We start from the raw sequence: 16,180 nt of genomic DNA on the forward strand, positions 1-16,180 counted from the left end.
CTCAGTCTCCGTCCGCCGAGTTGAACCCCGCCGTCACACCAAGGGCGGCGCCGATCTCGCCCTCGACCGCGCGGCGCGCGGCCTGGATGCGTTGTTGCAGGATCTCGATCTTAAGGCGGCCTGTCGGATCATCGACCCCGGCAAAGACCGGATCATTCAGCCCTTCGGCCTGCTCCAGCGCGGTATCGAAGGCGGCTTCGGTGACAGGGATCTGCACGTCTGCCAGCGCCTCGCTGAAATCACGCAACGCCTGCAGCGACAGCACGACATTGCGCAGGGATCGCCCGCTGCGCCGCGCTTCGGCCCGGGTCGCACGGGGGCGGTCGAACGTGCCGAGAGGGCGGCCTACGCGCTGATCCTCGGTGAACTCCAGCCCCGCCAGCAGCGCGGTATAGAGCGCCTGCGTCACCTCGTCATCGGAGAGGTAAGTGGTGTTGCCGGGCTGGCCCGCACTGCGCATCGCCGGCGCCTGTTCATCGCGCCAGTCGGCATCAATCCCGTCGGCCATTCGCGCCAGATCAAAGCTGACGGCCTGCACGAGGTGGCAGGTATAGCTGTCGGCGGCATAGCCTGAATATTGCGGATCATAGAGCAGCATTTCCAGCGCAAACAGGCCCCGCGCGGCAACCGAGACGCTGCTGAAGTCCTGAGGATGCTGCACGATCGGGTCTTCCTCCGCGATCAACCCGCCCAGACTGCGCCCGATGAAGCCCTTGGCATCGGGCCAGAAGGCGATGGCGTTGATCCGGCCGTCCTTTTCCAGCGGGCCAAAGCGCAGATGTGAAATCTCCATCCAGGCGTCAAAGGCCGCGTTGTAGGGCCCCTGCACGGCCGCAGGCTGACAATCCGCAGCGGCTGCATCCGACAGCGCCCGCGTGGCCGCCGCGAAATCTTCGGTGCCCTGCAGGATGTGCAGCTCGATCACCTGGTTCAGACCGGCGCTGGCAGGCAGAGCGGCGCAGGTCACCCCCACACTCAGGGCGGCGGCGGTCAGGGTTCGGGGGCTGAGGAAGGACAGGCGCATCAGAGGCTCTCCAGATAGCGGGTCAGGGCGGCACGGTCATCGGGCGACAGGGCGACGACACGGTCACGCGCCGCCTGTGCCTCTCCTCCATGCCACAGAACGGCCTCCAGAAGCGAGCGGGCGCGTCCGTCGTGCAGGAAGCTGGCGTTCGGGCTGACCTGCTGCACCATGCCGATGCCCCAGAGCGGCGCGGTGCGCCATTCCTGCCCGTTCGCGCGCCCTTCGGGGCGGTTGTCGGCCAGACCTTCGCCCATGTCGTGCAGCAGCAGGTCGGTATAGGGCCAGATCAGCTGAAAGCTCTGCTCAGGCTGATCCTTGAGGCGAGAGGTGACGAATTTCGGCACATGGCAGGCGGTGCACTCAGCCTCGTAGAACACCTGCTTGCCACGCAGCACCTGCGCGCCGCCGACGTCGCGGCGTTCGGGCACGGCCAGGTTGCGGCTGTAGAAGGTCACAAGGTCCAGCCCCTCGGCGTCGATCTCGGTGCCGCGGGCGTCGCCGTCGCCATGGGGGGCGGCGCGACAGTCGGCTTCGGCCTCGGTGCAGTCGCCCCAGGGGTTGGTGAAGATCGGGGTCGAAATGCCAATGTCGCCATTGAAGGCCGCCGCCGATTGTTCGCGTACCGTCGGCGCCCCGGCCTTGTAGCCAAAGCGGCCCAACAGAGGGCGGTCATGCTCGAACGACCAGACGATCTGCGGCTTGCCGGAAATCCCGTCACCGTCCGCATCCTCGGGGTCGGCATGGGCAAGGATATCCTCAGCCGGGATCGCCTCCAGCAGGCCCAGGCCGATCATCTGCGGCGCGACACGCGGGCTCAGCATCGCCCCCGGTGCCAGCGGACCATGCCCCAGATCATCGGCGCGCCACGTCGGCTTGCGCAGCGTGACCGTCTCGCCCCCGGCCAGCGCCACCGGAACGTCTTCCCAATCGACACCCAGCTTGTATTCCGCCACCTGCCCGGCAACGCCAAAGTCCTGCAACTGCCCGCCATAGACCGGATCGGGCCGGGTCTGGCGGCCCTCGTCCCCGACCGACAGCAGAAACGCCTCGATCTTGCTCATCGGCTCAGTATCACTGCCCGGTACCGAGATCCTCAGGAACATCGACACGGCATCGTCACCCGGCCCCTCCGGCACATGGCCGCGCCCGTCCTTGAGGTGGCAGCGCTGGCAAGAGCGCGCGTTATACAGCGGCCCCAGCCCATCCGACGCCAGTGTCGATGAGGGCGAGGACACCCAGAGCTTCTTGAACAGCCCGTTGCCAACCTTGAAATCCAGCTCCCGCTCGAACGAGATATTGGCCGAGCTTTGCGAAAAGGCATCGGCATCCGTGCGCGCACGGGTCGTGGCTGCCCCACCGGGGTTGGTCTCGAACCGCTCGGGGGCGGTGAAATCTGTGGTGGGCTGCACGGCCCCCTCGATCCGGCCCAGCTCCTTGGCCGTGCGCGGCGCGGCGTTCAGAAAGGGGTCCGTCAGCTCCTGGGCCATCAGCGGCGCGGCGCCGAGGCAGGCCACAAGGGCAAGAGCAGCAAAATGAGGGGTGGGTCGTTTGAATATCATGGCAAATCTCCGGTCGATCCCGAGTGCCATTTATACCCGATCAATTCAATCAGAAATATGAACTGTCAGGGAAATGCCCGCACCCGAGGGCGGGCCGTCAGGCCACCAGAGCGGCCCGACAGTCAGCGTGTGATCTGCTTATTCAGCCTGATCCGCCGAAGTGGCGTTCAGCAGGCCGTACTTCTCGGCGCCGATCGTGTCGAACAGCTCAAGCTGGGTTTCGAGGTAGTCGATGTGACCCTCTTCATCCGCCATCAGCGTCTCGAACAGGTTCTTGGTGACGTAATCGCCGACCTTTTCGCAATGCTCACGGGCTTCCTTATAGAGGCTGCGCGCTTCATGCTCAGCCGCCAGATCCGCCTCAAGCGTTTCGCGCAGGTTCTGACCGATGCGCAGGCTGTCGAGCTTCTGCAGGTTCGGGTGGCCTTCGAGGAAAATGATTCGCACGACCAGCTTGTCGGCGTGGTGCATCTCTTCGATGCTTTCCGCCCGCGACTTGGCCGCGATCTTGCCGTAGCCCCAGTCTTCCTGCAGCCGGTAATGCAGCCAGTATTGGTTGACTGCGGTCAGCTCGCTGCGCAGTGCGGCGTTGAGGTACTCAATGACCTTTGCGTCGCCTTTCATCCGATGTCTCCTTTGCCGTGACGCGGCGGAGGCCGCGTAAAATCTCCGGGACCTCGAAACTATCGCATTGGCGCATGGTGTCCATGAAAACCGGCAGACAGCCGCCGCATTCGGCCTTCTTGCCGAGGGCCCGGTAAATCTTGCCCGGCGTGATGATGGTATCGGGATCCGCGGCGCGCATCCAGTCCACAGCAGCGCGAATATCGCGGTCGCTGATCGCCATGCAGTGACAAACCATCATCCTGTCGTCCTCTCCGTCATGTCCCGGCCTGTGGGGGTTTCCCGTTCAGGCCGCTGTGTTCAGGAACCGGGCCGCGACACCGCGCCGCCGCCCGGATCGTTTGGCTTATTGGAAAACCGCGTCGGGGTTATCCAGGCTGTCCGAGCCTTCAAAGCCGATGTCATCGAGGCTCAGCGCCGAAACCGCCCGCTCGATCCCACGGGTCTGGGTCACCAGCGCGTCGACTGCGCCCATGATCAGCGCCTCGCCCTCTTTGTTGCCGCGCGCCAGCATCATGTCGTAGCTGAAGCCGCCCTCTGCCGCGACCTTGATGGCCAGCAGCTTGAACATCGTCGCGTCCAGATCGGCCTTCAGCGTGGCATCGACCTCCGGGTCCGCCGCCGCCACCAGATCCGACACCGACGCGCCCCAGATCACCCGACCATCCACGCCAACATATTGACCGTTATAGACATTGTGCATGCCCAGCCCGTCGTAGAAGTGGCTGTTGTAGGTGTTGTCAGAGAAGCAGTCGTGCTCTTCTTCCGGATCATTCAGCAAGACGCCCAGCTTCATCCGCTCGCCCGCCTGCTCGCCGTAGGACAGGCTGCCCATGCCGGTCAGGATCGCCGCAACCCCGGCGTCCTGATCCTCAAGCAGAGTCTGACGCGCCGCGCCGGTATCGCCCCATTGCGCGGCCATATACTCCAGATCGCTGACCAGCAGATCCGTCGCCGCCTTCAGATAGGCGCCCCGGCGGTCACAGTTGGCATTGGTGCAGTCATCGCCTTTGGCATAATCCGTCCAGGGCCGTTCGCCCGCGCCCTTGTCGGTGCCGTGCAGATCCTGCCCCCAGAGCATGAATTCGATGGCGTGGTAGCCGGTGGCGACATTGGATTCGACGCCGTCCGCCTCTTGCAGGGTGTTCTCCAGCAGGTCCGGCGTGATCTCGCTGGCATCGACCTCTTCCCCCGACAGGGTGAAGGTCGGATTGGCGATGACGTTCAGCACCGCGTACTGGTTTTCATCCGTGCTGCCCCCGTAGGAGGCGTCGACGTAATCGATCAGCCCCTCGTCCAGCGGCCAGGCGTTCACCTTGCCCTCCCAGTCATCGACGATGGGATTGCCGAACCGGAACACCTCGGATTGCTGATAGGGCACGCGCGCCGATTTCCACGCCGCCTTCGCCGCCTCCAGCGCCTCGGGCGAGGGCGCGGCGATCAACCGCCCGACGGCCACCTGAAGCGCCTGCGCCGTGCTCAGCGAGTCGCCATAGGCCGCAGCCGCGATATCCGCATAGGTTCCCAACACGTCCGCCTTGTCGACCGCGCCCTCGGCGGCAAAGGCAGGTGTCGTCGCAATAGCGATCGCTGTCGCGGCGGCGTAAATCTTGCGTGTCATGGAAAATCCTTCCGGGTCAGTTTTCAAATAGGTCTGTGCCATCAGTGCACTGTCTCTGACGGCATCGAGGGAAAAGCGCGGCCAGGCTGACTGCGGTGCAACTCCAGCCCCAGTGTCTGCGCAAGAGAGACGACAATCGGCGCCACATCGGCACGCACCAGCAGGCAGGCCATCAGCATCGCATCCTCGCGGTCGCCACTGGTCGAGAGGCTGACCAGATGCGCCAGCACCGCTTCATCCGCGCCCACACAGGAACACTTCAGCCCATGACGCATCACCGGGCGGCGGACATGGCGCAGGGTCAGACCTAGGAACTCGTCCAGCCGGTCCAGGATCCGCGCCGCACTGCTCGCGCCATAGAGATCGCCCAGCTCAGCAGCAAAGACCGCCATCTCGTCCGGCCCGTCACAGCGCGCGCGCAACGCCCCGACCAGCAGCGCTTCGTGAAACGGTAGGGCCGCGATGGTCGCCACCGGTTCGGCGCCACGCTCCGGCTTCACGACACCCACCCCAGCAACGCAGCACAAACGCAGCACGTCCCGCTCGGGACGGCGTCGCTCAGAAACGAAGGGTTGGTCAGGCAGGGCATGGGTCTCTCCCGTAGTCATCTCATTTCTGACTAAAAGGATCAGCTAAGTCAATCCCGAGTATTTTGGTAACCCATTAATCCGCCCGCGCGCCATACCGCCACCGCTCATTTTCAAAGGTAAAAGCCCCAGATGCCGCGCCCGTGCTCCGTTGCCCCGCCTCCGCAAAACCAAAACGCCGACCCTCAAAAGAGCCGGCGCCAAGACTTCTTCTTGCTCTCAGACTCCGGGGGTCCGGGGGCTGGCCTCCGGCGCCCACAGCCCGCTCAACCAGCCGGCACACGCACAAAGCCCGCCGCCCGCACCACCAGCGGATCGCACCCTGTGCCCCCCGCCGCCACATGCTCCAGAAACTGCGCCCGCATCCGCGGCGCCCAGAAATCATTCAGATGATCCGCGATCCGCTCCGGCTGATCGCGGCCGGGCTGGCTTTTGAAAAATGTGGCGATCTGGTTCGCCATCATGACCATTTTCTCAGGCGACATCACTGGCTCCGTGCAAAATCCGTGCCCCATGGGCGTAAACGTCAAAGCCCGCCCCGCGCGCAAAAGCGACCAGCGTGATCCCCGCGCCTTCGGCCAGCCGCACCGCATGGGCCGTTGGCGCCGACACCGCGATGATCACCGGGCAGCCGACCATCGCCGCCTTCTGCACCAGCTCCACCGACAGCCGGCTGGTCATCACGAAGGCCCCCGAGGCCGGATCGATCCCCGCCCTGCTCAGCGCCCCGATCAGCTTGTCGAGCGCATTGTGCCGCCCGACATCCTCGCGCACCATCACCAGCCCCGCGCCCGGTCGCGCAAAACCTGCGGCATGCACCGCGTGGGTCAGGTCGTGCAGCGGCTGATGGCCCCGCAGATCGCCCACCGCCGCCAGCACATCGGCGTGGGAAAACACCGGCCCGCCCGGTGCCACCGAGGGCAGCTCCCGCACCGCCTCCTGCAGCGAATCAATCCCGCAGAGGCCGCATCCCACCGGCCCGGCCATCGCCCGGCGCCGCTTCGCCACGGCCCCGGCGCGCTCCGGCACCAGCCAGAACCGAGCTTCACTTCCGGTCTCGTGCTCGACCAGCTCGAAATCGACGATATCGGCCGCGCTCCCGACAAACCCTTCGGTCAGCGAAAACCCCAAGGCGAAATCCGAGAGGTCCTGAGGCGAGCACATCATCACCGCCTGGGTCGATCCGTCATAGACCAGCGCCACCGGCCATTCCTCGGGCAAGGCCCGCGACACCCCGCGCGCCCCCTCCGCCCCGACCGACACCCCGGCCACACTGATCACCGGCTGCACCATCACTCCGCCGCCGGCAGAATGCGCCGCGCCAGCCCGGCATGGGCGTTGTAATCCTCCTGCCAGGCAGAGGGCCCGTTCGACAGGTTCACCTGCACCGCCGTCACCTTGAACTCGGGGCAATTCGTCGCCCAGTCGCTGAAATCGGTGGTGATCACATTGGCCTGCGTATCGGGATGGTGAAAGGTCGTATAGACCACCCCCGGGCTGACCCGATCGGTGATCTTCGCCCGCAGGCTGGTCTCCCCGGCGCGCGAGGCAAGGCGCACCCAATCCCGATCCTTCACACCCCGCACCTCGGCGTCATGGGGATGGATCTCCAGCACATCCTCATCATGCCAGGCGACATTCGCCGTCCGCCGCGTCTGCGCGCCGACGTTGTACTGGCTCAAGGTCCGCCCCGTCGTCAGCAGCAGCGGGAACCGAGGCCCGGTCTTTTCATCCGTCGCGACATATTCCGTGACGATGAACCGCCCCTTGCCGCGCACGAACCCGTCGACATGCATCAAGGGCGTGCCATCGGGGTGCGCCTCGTTGCAGGGCCACTGAACCGACCCCTTCTCCTCCAGCACCTCATAGGTGACACCGGCAAAACTCGGCGTCGTCATCGCGATTTCCGCCATGATCTGCGACGGATGGGTATAGTGCCACCCCGCCCCCATGGCATTGGCCAGAAGCTGCGTGACTTCCCAGTCCTCATAACCATTCTTCGGCGCCATCACCCGGCGCACCCGGTTGATCCGCCGCTCGGCATTGGTGAAGGTCCCGTCCTTCTCCAGAAACGACGAGCCCGGCAGGAACACATGGGCGTAATTCGCCGTCTCGTTCAGGAACAGGTCATGAACGATGACACACTCCATCGCCGCCAGCCCCGCCGCGACATGCTTGGTGTCGGGGTCCGATTGCAGAATATCCTCGCCCTGACAGTAGAGGCCCTTGAACGTCCCCTCCACCGCCGCATCCAGCATGTTCGGGATGCGCAAGCCCGGCTCGGGGTCAATCTCCACCCCCCAGGCCTTCTCGAAGATCGCGCGCACCTCCGCGCCCTTCACATGGCGATACCCCGGCAGCTCATGCGGGAAAGACCCCATGTCGCAGGAGCCCTGAACATTGTTCTGCCCGCGCAGCGGGTTCACCCCGACGCCCTTGCGCCCGACATTCCCGGTCAACATCGCCAGATTGGCAATCCCCATCACGGTGGTCGAGCCTTGGGAATGCTCCGTCACCCCCAGCCCATAATAGATCGCGCCATTGCCCCCGGTCGCAAAGGCCCGCGCCGCAGCCCGCAGCTCTGCCGCAGGCACCCCGGTCAGCAGCTCCGTCGCCTCGGGGCTATGGCGCGCATCACCGATGAAGTCGCTATAGGCGAGGTATTCCTCCCAGTCACAGCGCTCCCGGATATAGCTCTCCGCCGCCAGCCCTTCCGTCACGATCACATGCGCCATCGCCGACACAACGGCCACGTTGGTGCCGGGCCGCAACGCCAGATGATGCGCCGCGCTGACATGGGCCGAACGCACCAGGTCAATCCGCCGAGGATCAATGACGATCAGCTTCGCCCCAGCCCGCAGCCGCTTTTTCAGCCGGCTGGCAAACACCGGATGCCCATCCGTCGGATTGGCCCCGATAACCACCACCACATCCGTATGCTCGACGCTGTCGAAATCCTGCGTCCCCGCAGAGGTGCCAAAGGTCTGCCCGAGGCCATACCCGGTCGGCGAATGACACACCCGCGCACAAGTATCGGTGTTGTTGTTGCCAAACACCGCCCGCGTCAGCTTCTGCACGAGGTACGTCTCTTCGTTGGTACAGCGGCTCGACGTGATCACCCCGATCGCATTCTTGCCATACTGATCCTGCAACCCCCGCATCCGCCCGGCGGCAAAGCTCATCGCCTCGTCCCAGCTCACCTCCCGCCAGGGATCGGTGATCTTGTCCCGGATCATCGGGTTCAATATCCGGTCCTGATGCGTCGCATAGCCATAGGCAAAGCGCCCCTTGACGCAGGAATGCCCCCGGTTCGCCTTGCCATGTTTCCAGGGCACCATCCGCACCAGCTGATCACCGTTCAGCTCCGCCTTGAAGGAACAGCCCACCCCGCAATAGGCGCAGGTGGTGATCACCGACCGCTCCGGCGTCCCGATCTCGATGACGCTCTTCTCCTGCAAGGTTGCCGTCGGACAGGCCTGCACACAGGCGCCGCAGCTCACGCAATCGCTCTCCAGAAAATTCGGCGCGCCCACGGAAACCCGGCTGTCGAACCCCCGCCCCTCGATGGTCAGCGCGAATGTCCCCTGCACCTCCTCGCAGGCCCGCACACAGCGATTGCATACGATGCATTTCGCCGGATCATAGGTGAAATACGGGTTGCTGTCGTCCTTCGGGATATACTGCGCATTCGCTGCCGCCCCGGCGCGCACCTCAAAGTGGTTCTCCCCCGCCTCGTAGCGCACCTCGCGCAGCCCCACGGCCCCGGCCATGTCCTGCAACTCGCAATCGCCATTCGCCGAACAGGTCAGACAATCCAGCGGGTGATCCGAGATATAAAGCTCCATCACCCCCCGCCGGATCTTCTGCACCTTCTCGCTGCGGGTCTTCACCACCATCCCCGCCACCACAGGCGTCGTACAGGACGCCGGAGTCCCCCGCCGCCCCTCGATCTCGACCACGCACAACCGGCACGACCCGAACGCCTCCAGCGAGTCGGTCGCACACAACTTCGGCACCTGGATCCCGGCGTCCGACGCCGCCCGCATGACCGAAGTCCCCTCCGGCACCGTCACCTCGATCCCGTCGACACTCAGCGTCACCGGCGCCCCGACCCTCAAAGGCGTCCCCTTGTCCGTCTCATCCCAGGGAATGATCAAGTCCTTCATGCCAACGCCCTCCGCACCGGGGCCAGACACCCCATGTTTCCCTGTTGATAAATATCCCGGGGGAGTCGCAGCCCCGCTGCGACGGGGGCAGCGCCCCCTGCGACCCGTGCCCCAAACAGCGCACCGCTCATTCCGCCGCCTCCCGCACGCTCGCGAAGTCCTCCGGAAACCCCCGGAGCGCCGACATCACAGGATAAGGCGTGAACCCACCCAACGCGCAGAGCGAGCCCTCCTTCATCACCTCGCACAGGTCCGTCAGCACCTCGACCGCCGCCGCATCTCCGCGCGCGATCCGGTCGATCGTCTCCACCCCGCGCACCGCGCCGATGCGGCAGGGCGTGCACTTGCCACAGCTCTCCACCGCGCAGAACTCCATGGCAAAACGCGCCATCTTCAACATGTCCGCGCTGTCATCAAAGACCACCATCCCGGCGTGGCCGATCAACCCGCCCTGCCCGTCGAAATCCTCATAACCAAAGGGCGTGTCAAACTTCTCGCGCCCGAAATACGCCCCCAGCGGTCCGCCGATCTGCACCGCCTTCACGGGCCGCCCACTGGCCGTGCCCCCGGCCACCTCATCGACAAGCTCTCCCAAAGGCATCCCGAAGGCCGTCTCGAACAGCCCGCCACGCGCCACATTGCCCGCGATCTGCACCGGGATGGTCCCCTTGGACCGCCCCAGCCCGAAGTCCGCGTAAAACGCCGCGCCGCGCTCAAAGATCACCGGCACCGTCGCCAGCGAAATCACGTTGTTCACCACCGTCGGGCGCCCCAGAAATCCCTCCAGCGCCGGCAGCGGCGGCTTGGCCCGCACCACGCCGCGCTTGCCCTCCAGCGAGTTCAGCAGGCTGGTCTCCTCGCCACAGACATAGGCCCCGGCGCCACTGCGGATCTCCATATCAAAGCTGCGCCCCGAACCGAGCACATCCGCCCCCAGCAGTCCGGCGCCGCGCGCCAGCACAACCGCCTCCCGCATCACCGCAATCGCGTCCGGGTACTCAGAACGCAGATAGACATAGCCCCTGTCCGCCCCGACCCCGAGGCCCGCAATCACCATCCCCTCGATCAGCGTGAAGGGATCGCCCTCCATGATCATCCGGTCGGCAAAGGTCCCGCTGTCGCCCTCATCGGCATTGCAGACGATATACTTCTGCGGCCCCGGCGCCTGACGCACGGTGTTCCACTTGATGCCCGTCGGAAAGCCCGCGCCGCCGCGCCCGCGCAATCCCGAAGCCGTCACTTCCGCGACAATCTCCTCGGCTGACATCGCCAGCGCCCGGCGCAAACCAACCAGCCCGCCATGCGCCTCGTAATCGCTCAAACTCAGCGGGTCGGTCACGCCACAGCGGGCAAAAGTCAGCCGCGTCTGACGGGCAAAGAACGGGATCTCCTCCGTCAGCCCCAGACTTGCCACCGACCCCTCCAGCAGCCCCGCCACATCCGCCGGCGTCACCGGCCCATAGGCCATGCGCCCCTGCCCTCGATCGATCTCGACCAGAGGCTCCAGCCAGACCATGCCGCGCGATCCGGTGCGGATGATCTCCGCCTCGATCCCGGCCTCGGCCAGCCCGGCCCGCAAGGCCGCCACGACACGCTCCGCCCCGACCGCCTTGGCAGCACTGTCCCGCGAGACATAAATCTTCATACCCCGGCCTCCTCCAGAATGGCGACGACACCGGCGTCATCGACCCGGCCATGCACCACCCCGTCCAGCATCAGCGCCGGGGCGCAGGCACATAGCCCGAGGCAATACACCGGCTCCACCGTCAGCTTGCCATCCGCCGTGGTGCCGTGCCACTCCAGCCCCAGATTTGCCAGAACGCGCTGCGCCAGCCCCTCTGAGCCGACAGACTGACAGGCCTCGGCCCGGCACAGCTTCAGCACATGCTGGCCCGCCGGTGCTTTCCGGAAATCATGGTAAAAACTGATCACGCCGACCACCTCGGCAACACTCAGGTTCAGCGCCTCAGCAATCACGCCGCGCGCCGCATCGGGGATAAAGCCGAAACGCGCCTGAAGGTCATGCAGGATCGGCAGCAAGGGCCCCTCAAGATGCAGATGCGCCTCGATGACAGGCCGGATCTCCTGATCGGATGGCTGCGGGTGCATGGTATCCTCCCCTCGCTGGCTAGACCTGCGGTGTGACCCAAGCTCCATCTGCAATCAATATCAAATATCCGTCAGTCGATAGCCAAAACCTATCAAACCTCAGCCACCCTGCCCGCCTCGGCCAGCAGCGCTTCGATCACCGGCGTATGCGGCTCCTGCCAGGGCGCGATCAGCCCGACCGCAGGCCCCGGCGTCGCCATCTCGACCGGCACCATCACCAACTCCCGCCCCGCCACCAGAAACGCCGCCAGATGATCCGGCAGCACCGTCACCAGCCCCGCCTGCTCCACCTGCGTCGCCAGCACCACGGTTGAGTTCGACTCGAGCCGCGCAACAGGCACCACCCCGGCCTCCATGAAGGCCCGATTGATGATCCGGCGGTTCTGCATGTCCGGCGTCAGCAGACACAGCGCCACCCCCTCCAGATCGCCCCAACCCAGCGGCCCCCGCCCCGCCAGCGGATGATCCGGACGGCAGATCACGGCGTAATTCTCGCGATAGAGAAAGGCACTCGACACATGCCCCAGCGGTTCATTGTCGAGATAGGAAATCCCCGCATCAATGTCGAAGTTCTCCAGCATCGTCAGGATGTCGGCAGAGGTGCGGCTCAGCACGGTGAAATTGACGTTCGGATGCGCCGCCCCGAACCCCGAGGTCAGCCGCGACGCCCATGTCAGCGCCGTCGGGATCACCGCGATGCGCACATGCCCCGACAACCCCTCGCGCGAAAACCGCATCTCCTCGCGCAGCCGCCGCGCGTCGCCGACGATCTGGCGCGCCCAGACCAGCGCGCGCTGCCCCTCCGGGGTCAGCCCACCAAAGCGCGACCCCCGCAGCACCAGCTTGACGCCCAGCTGCGCCTCCAGCTGCTTGATGCCGGTCGACAGGGACGGCTGGGTCACGCCAATGCTCTCGGCGGCACGGCCAAAGTGCTGCTCTCGGGCAAGGGCGATCAGCATTTCCAACTTCTGGATCATGCCCCATCTCTGCCACGCGCGCCCGGCCTTGCCCAGCACCGGCTTCTTCTTGCTGCAATATTCCGGGGGCGCCGCAGGCGCGGGGCAGAGCCCCTACCCCATAGACAATAAAAGACCGCCAGCGATGTGGCGGTCTGGATCTCTCAACGGCTCAGACGGGACAAGACGACCGAAAGACCTGCGCTTATTTGGTCAGGATCAGCTTGCCCGCACGGGTGATGCGAAGCGTATAGACCTGATCGTTCAGCACGATCTGCGCCGTGGTCCCGCCACCGGTCAGCTCGTTGGCATCGTGTTGCGGAATCGTCGGCAGGGCCACCCGGCCGTCAGTTTTCTCGGACATCATCGCATCGTTTCCTTCTCGTCCCCCGGCGCGCATCACCGCGCGCTGCGCAACCTGCTGTCCGTCACAGCCCGGCACCTCCCCGCCTGCGCTACGGCAGGGACAGATCGATTCGCCCGGCATGGCAGGAAACACCGCGTGTTTCGGAGGCATCCTTGTTGCATTCAAAATCAGAACCACCCCCTGAGTGTGAGGCGCGGTGGTGTTACCCGATAAAAGTTGACTTATACGATCAGGATTGTCAATCCGACTAAATTAGTCAGTTACTCTTTCCAAGCGAAAACAGCGCACAACCTCACGTCCAGCCCTGCACCCGACCCGCCGTCTTGCCCCGGCATCCCTGCGCGCCTATCGTGGCGGCGACCTGACCGGATGACGCCCCATGCACAGCCAGACCGACCGCCCCGCCCCCGCCCTGCTGATCGAGGGGGCGCAGGTCATCCTGCCCGACCGGATGCAGCACTGTTCGGTGCGCCTTGAGGACGGCGTCATCACCGGCCTCGACGTCCCGCGCGACGGAGCACAGCTGATCGACGCCCGTGGCCTGATCCTCGCCCCCGCCATGATCGACATCCACGGAGATGCGTTCGAGCGGCAGCTGATGCCCCGGCCCGACGTCTTCTTCCCCCTCGATCTCGCGCTGCTGGAAAGCGATCGCCAGCTCGCGGGCAACGGCATCGCCACCGCCTATCACGCCCTCACCCTGTCATGGGAGCCGGGCCTGCGCTCGGTCGAACGTGGCGAACAGGTGCTAGACCAACTCACCGCCCTCGCCCCGCGCCTGCGCATCGACAACCGCCTGCAATTGCGGTGGGAGACGTTCTGCTTTGAGGCCCGGCCCCTGATCGCGCGTGCCCTCACCAGCGCCCAGGTGCCCGCGCTGGCCTTCAACGATCATACCTCCATGGCCGTGCTGCACCCCGACACCCCGCTGCAGAGCCGCCCCTTCGACCACGATCCGGGCTTTCCGGTGACCGATATGACCAGCGCCGCCTTTGCGCAAAAGATGAGTGCGCGCGCCCTGCGCTCGGGTCTGTCGCGCGAAGACTATGTGCAGCTGATCACCCGGATCTGGCAGCGCCGCCCCGAGGTCCCCGCCGCGATTGACACCATGGCGCAGCTTGGCCGCGCCGCCGGGGCCCCGATGCTGTCGCATGACGACACGCAGCTGAAGACGCGACAGTTCTACCGAGACCGAGGTGCCCGGATCAGCGAATTCCCGATGCGGGTCGAGGTGGCGCAGGCCGCGCGCGACGCCGGAGATTTCATCGTCTTCGGCGCCCCCAACGTGGTGCGCGGCACCAGCCATATCGGCTCTCCCTCGGCAGCGGCGATGGTGCAGCAGGGCCTCTGCGATATCCTCGCCTCGGATTATTTCTATCCCGCGATGCTGGCCGCTGTGGCCCGGTTGCGCGCCGATGCCGTTGCCCCCCTGCCCGCGCTCTGGCAGCTGGTCTCGCAGTCCCCCGCCCGTGCCCTCGGCCTGCAGGATCGTGGCCGGATCGAGGCCGGAGCCCGCGCCGATATCGTGCTTCTCGACTGGCCCGAAGGCGCCAGCCCCGCGCCGCTTCTGACGCTGTCTGCGGGCCGGATCGCCCACGCCGGGCGCAGCTTCGGGGTCTGACGACCCCGCGCCCAGACAGGCCAGCGACGCCCTGACGCAAAACAACCCGAACGGTAGCCGCACCCCCCTTGGCCAGCCGCTGCTTTCGGGCACTTTACCTGTCCGCGCATGGCGTTCAGCAAAAAAACACTTGGCGCTCTGGTTGAATGACGCAAGTATCACTCCTGCCGACACAGGCCCAATGCGCGATCCCAGATCGTCCGCAAACGGCACTTTCACAGGGCTGATATCGAAACGTCATCAAAAGGAGTCACTGCGCCTTTATGCGATCACGGTCCACTGCGGGCCGCAGGATCTGGCTGCGAAAGCGCAGGGCTTCATAAAACAGGGGGATCAAAATGACTTTCACTCGCCGCTCCGCACTCAAGATGACCGCAGGGGCCGTCGCGGCACCTGTTATTTTGCGCGCCCATGACGCGCTGGCCTCCTCCGGCAGCATCAAGGTGCTGGCCTGGCAGGATTACATCCAGCCCAATATCGCCGAGAAATTCGAAGCCGAGACCGGCATCAAGCTTGAGCTGACCACCTTCGGCTCCAACGACGAGGCCGAGTCGACCGTGCGCGCCAATGGCGGCAAGGGCTTCGACGTGGTCTTCCCCTCGATCACCAACGTCGCCGGTTACTATGATGACGCGGGCGAGTGCTATTTCGCGCCGATCCCCGACGCGGTGAACGTCGATGCCGTGATCCCCGCCTTCGTGCGCGACAGCGCCGGGCTGGGCGGCGTGCAGAACGGCGAACAGGTGGTGCTGCCCTTCGACTGGGGCACCGAAGGCATCACACTGAACCGTGCCGCGCTGGATATCTCGGACGCCGACCTGTCCTATGGCGATCTGTTCGGCCCGACCACCGTGGGCAAGGCCGCCTTCCGGCAGAAATCGGCGCTGATCGGTGTCGGCCTCTATCTGAACGCCACGGGCGAGGTCGAGTCCAACCGCATGCTCGACGTCTATAAATCCGAAGAAGACGCCCGCCGCGTCTTTGGCGAGATCGTCAAGTGGATGATCGCCCGGAAAGATCATTTCGGTGCCTTCTGGAACAATGCGACTGAGGCGACCGCCGCCTTCAAGGACGCGGGCTGCGTCATCGGCCAGACCTGGGATACCACGGGGCTGCTGCTGAACCGCGAAAACCCCGACTATGTCTACCGCGCGCCCAAAGAGGGCATCATCACCTGGCTCGACAGCTTCGGCATCCTGCGTGGCGCGGCGAACCCCGAACAGGCCGTCGCCTTCATGAACTTCATGCTGACCCCCGAGGTTGGCGGCATGTTCGCCAACAACACCGGCTACAACTCGGCGGTGCAGGGCGCGGCGGAATTTGCCTCGGAGGAGTTCAAGACCCAGTTCAACGAGGTCTATACCGCCGAGGTGCTGAGCAACATGTGGTGGTGGCAGTCCGACACCCCCTTCTATGCGCCCGTCGTCAACGAGATGGTCGAGATCGTCACCAACGCCTGAGGGCGGTTTTTGGGCGCGCCTCTTGTCGGGGCGCGCCTTTTTGCGAGGGGTGCGCGGTCTTCGGGCTGCGGATGCCTCCGGCGGGA

The 16,180-nt window shown here is 65.3% G+C and carries 15 protein-coding genes; 2 read left to right on the plus strand and 13 right to left on the minus strand.

Going from position 1 to position 16,180, the window contains the following annotated elements; all coding sequences use genetic code 11:
• Nucleotide 1: 1 nt before the first annotated feature.
• The 13 genes from F3W81_RS08905 to hemP all read right to left on the minus strand — a co-directional run bounded on the left by F3W81_RS08905 (nt 2) and on the right by hemP (nt 13,013).
• Nucleotides 2-1,024, minus strand: a complete 1,023-nt coding sequence (locus F3W81_RS08905; RefSeq protein WP_193083237.1) for an imelysin family protein — start codon at nt 1,022-1,024, stop codon at nt 2-4.
• Nucleotides 1,024-2,583 carry a di-heme oxidoreductase family protein gene (locus F3W81_RS08910; protein WP_407692466.1) on the minus strand — a complete coding sequence of 520 codons (1,560 nt, stop codon included), beginning with the start codon at nt 2,581-2,583 and terminating at the stop codon, nt 1,024-1,026. Before F3W81_RS08910 ends, F3W81_RS08905 begins: the two co-directional genes overlap by 1 nt.
• A 138-nt stretch (nt 2,584-2,721) precedes the next feature.
• Entirely contained in the window at nt 2,722-3,207 is a 486-nt protein-coding gene (bfr, locus tag F3W81_RS08915; RefSeq protein WP_193083238.1) for a bacterioferritin, read from the minus strand.
• Entirely contained in the window at nt 3,182-3,448 is a 267-nt protein-coding gene (locus F3W81_RS08920; protein WP_193083239.1) for a (2Fe-2S)-binding protein, read from the minus strand. Before F3W81_RS08920 ends, bfr begins: the two co-directional genes overlap by 26 nt.
• Nucleotides 3,449-3,553: 105 nt before the next feature.
• Complete coding sequence (locus F3W81_RS08925) at nt 3,554-4,828, minus strand: imelysin family protein (protein WP_193083240.1); 1,275 nt, start codon at nt 4,826-4,828, stop codon at nt 3,554-3,556.
• Between the two features lie 41 nt (nt 4,829-4,869).
• A complete protein-coding gene (locus F3W81_RS08930; RefSeq protein ID WP_193083241.1) occupies nt 4,870-5,436 on the minus strand; it encodes a hypothetical protein in 567 nt (188 codons plus the stop codon).
• Nucleotides 5,437-5,681: 245 nt separating this feature from the next.
• A complete protein-coding gene (locus tag F3W81_RS08935; RefSeq protein ID WP_193083242.1) occupies nt 5,682-5,900 on the minus strand; it encodes a formate dehydrogenase subunit delta in 219 nt (72 codons plus the stop codon).
• Nucleotides 5,890-6,708: a formate dehydrogenase accessory sulfurtransferase FdhD gene (fdhD, locus tag F3W81_RS08940; RefSeq protein WP_193083243.1), complete on the minus strand. Its 819-nt coding sequence runs from the start codon at nt 6,706-6,708 to the stop codon at nt 5,890-5,892. Before fdhD ends, F3W81_RS08935 begins: the two co-directional genes overlap by 11 nt.
• A complete protein-coding gene (gene fdhF, locus F3W81_RS08945) occupies nt 6,708-9,581 on the minus strand; it encodes a formate dehydrogenase subunit alpha (RefSeq protein WP_193083244.1) in 2,874 nt (957 codons plus the stop codon). The genes fdhD and fdhF overlap by 1 nt, the downstream gene beginning before the upstream one ends.
• Before the next feature lie 127 nt (nt 9,582-9,708).
• A complete protein-coding gene (locus tag F3W81_RS08950) occupies nt 9,709-11,226 on the minus strand; it encodes a formate dehydrogenase beta subunit (RefSeq protein WP_193083245.1) in 1,518 nt (505 codons plus the stop codon).
• Nucleotides 11,223-11,690 (minus strand): formate dehydrogenase subunit gamma, encoded by a 468-nt coding sequence (locus F3W81_RS08955; RefSeq protein WP_193083246.1) that lies wholly within the window; start codon nt 11,688-11,690, stop codon nt 11,223-11,225. The genes F3W81_RS08950 and F3W81_RS08955 overlap by 4 nt, the downstream gene beginning before the upstream one ends.
• 92 nt (nt 11,691-11,782) lie before the next feature.
• Nucleotides 11,783-12,667, minus strand: coding sequence for a LysR family transcriptional regulator (locus F3W81_RS08960; RefSeq protein ID WP_193083247.1), 885 nt, complete (start codon nt 12,665-12,667; stop codon nt 11,783-11,785).
• A gap of 184 nt (nt 12,668-12,851) precedes the next feature.
• Complete coding sequence (gene hemP, locus F3W81_RS08965; RefSeq protein WP_193083248.1) at nt 12,852-13,013, minus strand: hemin uptake protein HemP; 162 nt, start codon at nt 13,011-13,013, stop codon at nt 12,852-12,854.
• Between the two features lie 379 nt (nt 13,014-13,392).
• Here hemP and F3W81_RS08970 point away from each other — a divergent pair, with 379 nt between their 5' ends.
• A complete protein-coding gene (locus F3W81_RS08970; RefSeq protein WP_193083249.1) occupies nt 13,393-14,634 on the plus strand; it encodes an alpha-D-ribose 1-methylphosphonate 5-triphosphate diphosphatase in 1,242 nt (413 codons plus the stop codon).
• A 338-nt stretch (nt 14,635-14,972) separates the two neighbouring features.
• Entirely contained in the window at nt 14,973-16,094 is a 1,122-nt protein-coding gene (locus tag F3W81_RS08975; RefSeq protein WP_193083250.1) for an extracellular solute-binding protein, read from the plus strand.
• Nucleotides 16,095-16,180 lie beyond the last annotated feature (86 nt).

It is taken from the genome of Pseudooceanicola spongiae (assembly GCF_014899185.1).
GTDB classification, from domain to species: domain Bacteria; phylum Pseudomonadota; class Alphaproteobacteria; order Rhodobacterales; family Rhodobacteraceae; genus Pseudooceanicola; species Pseudooceanicola spongiae.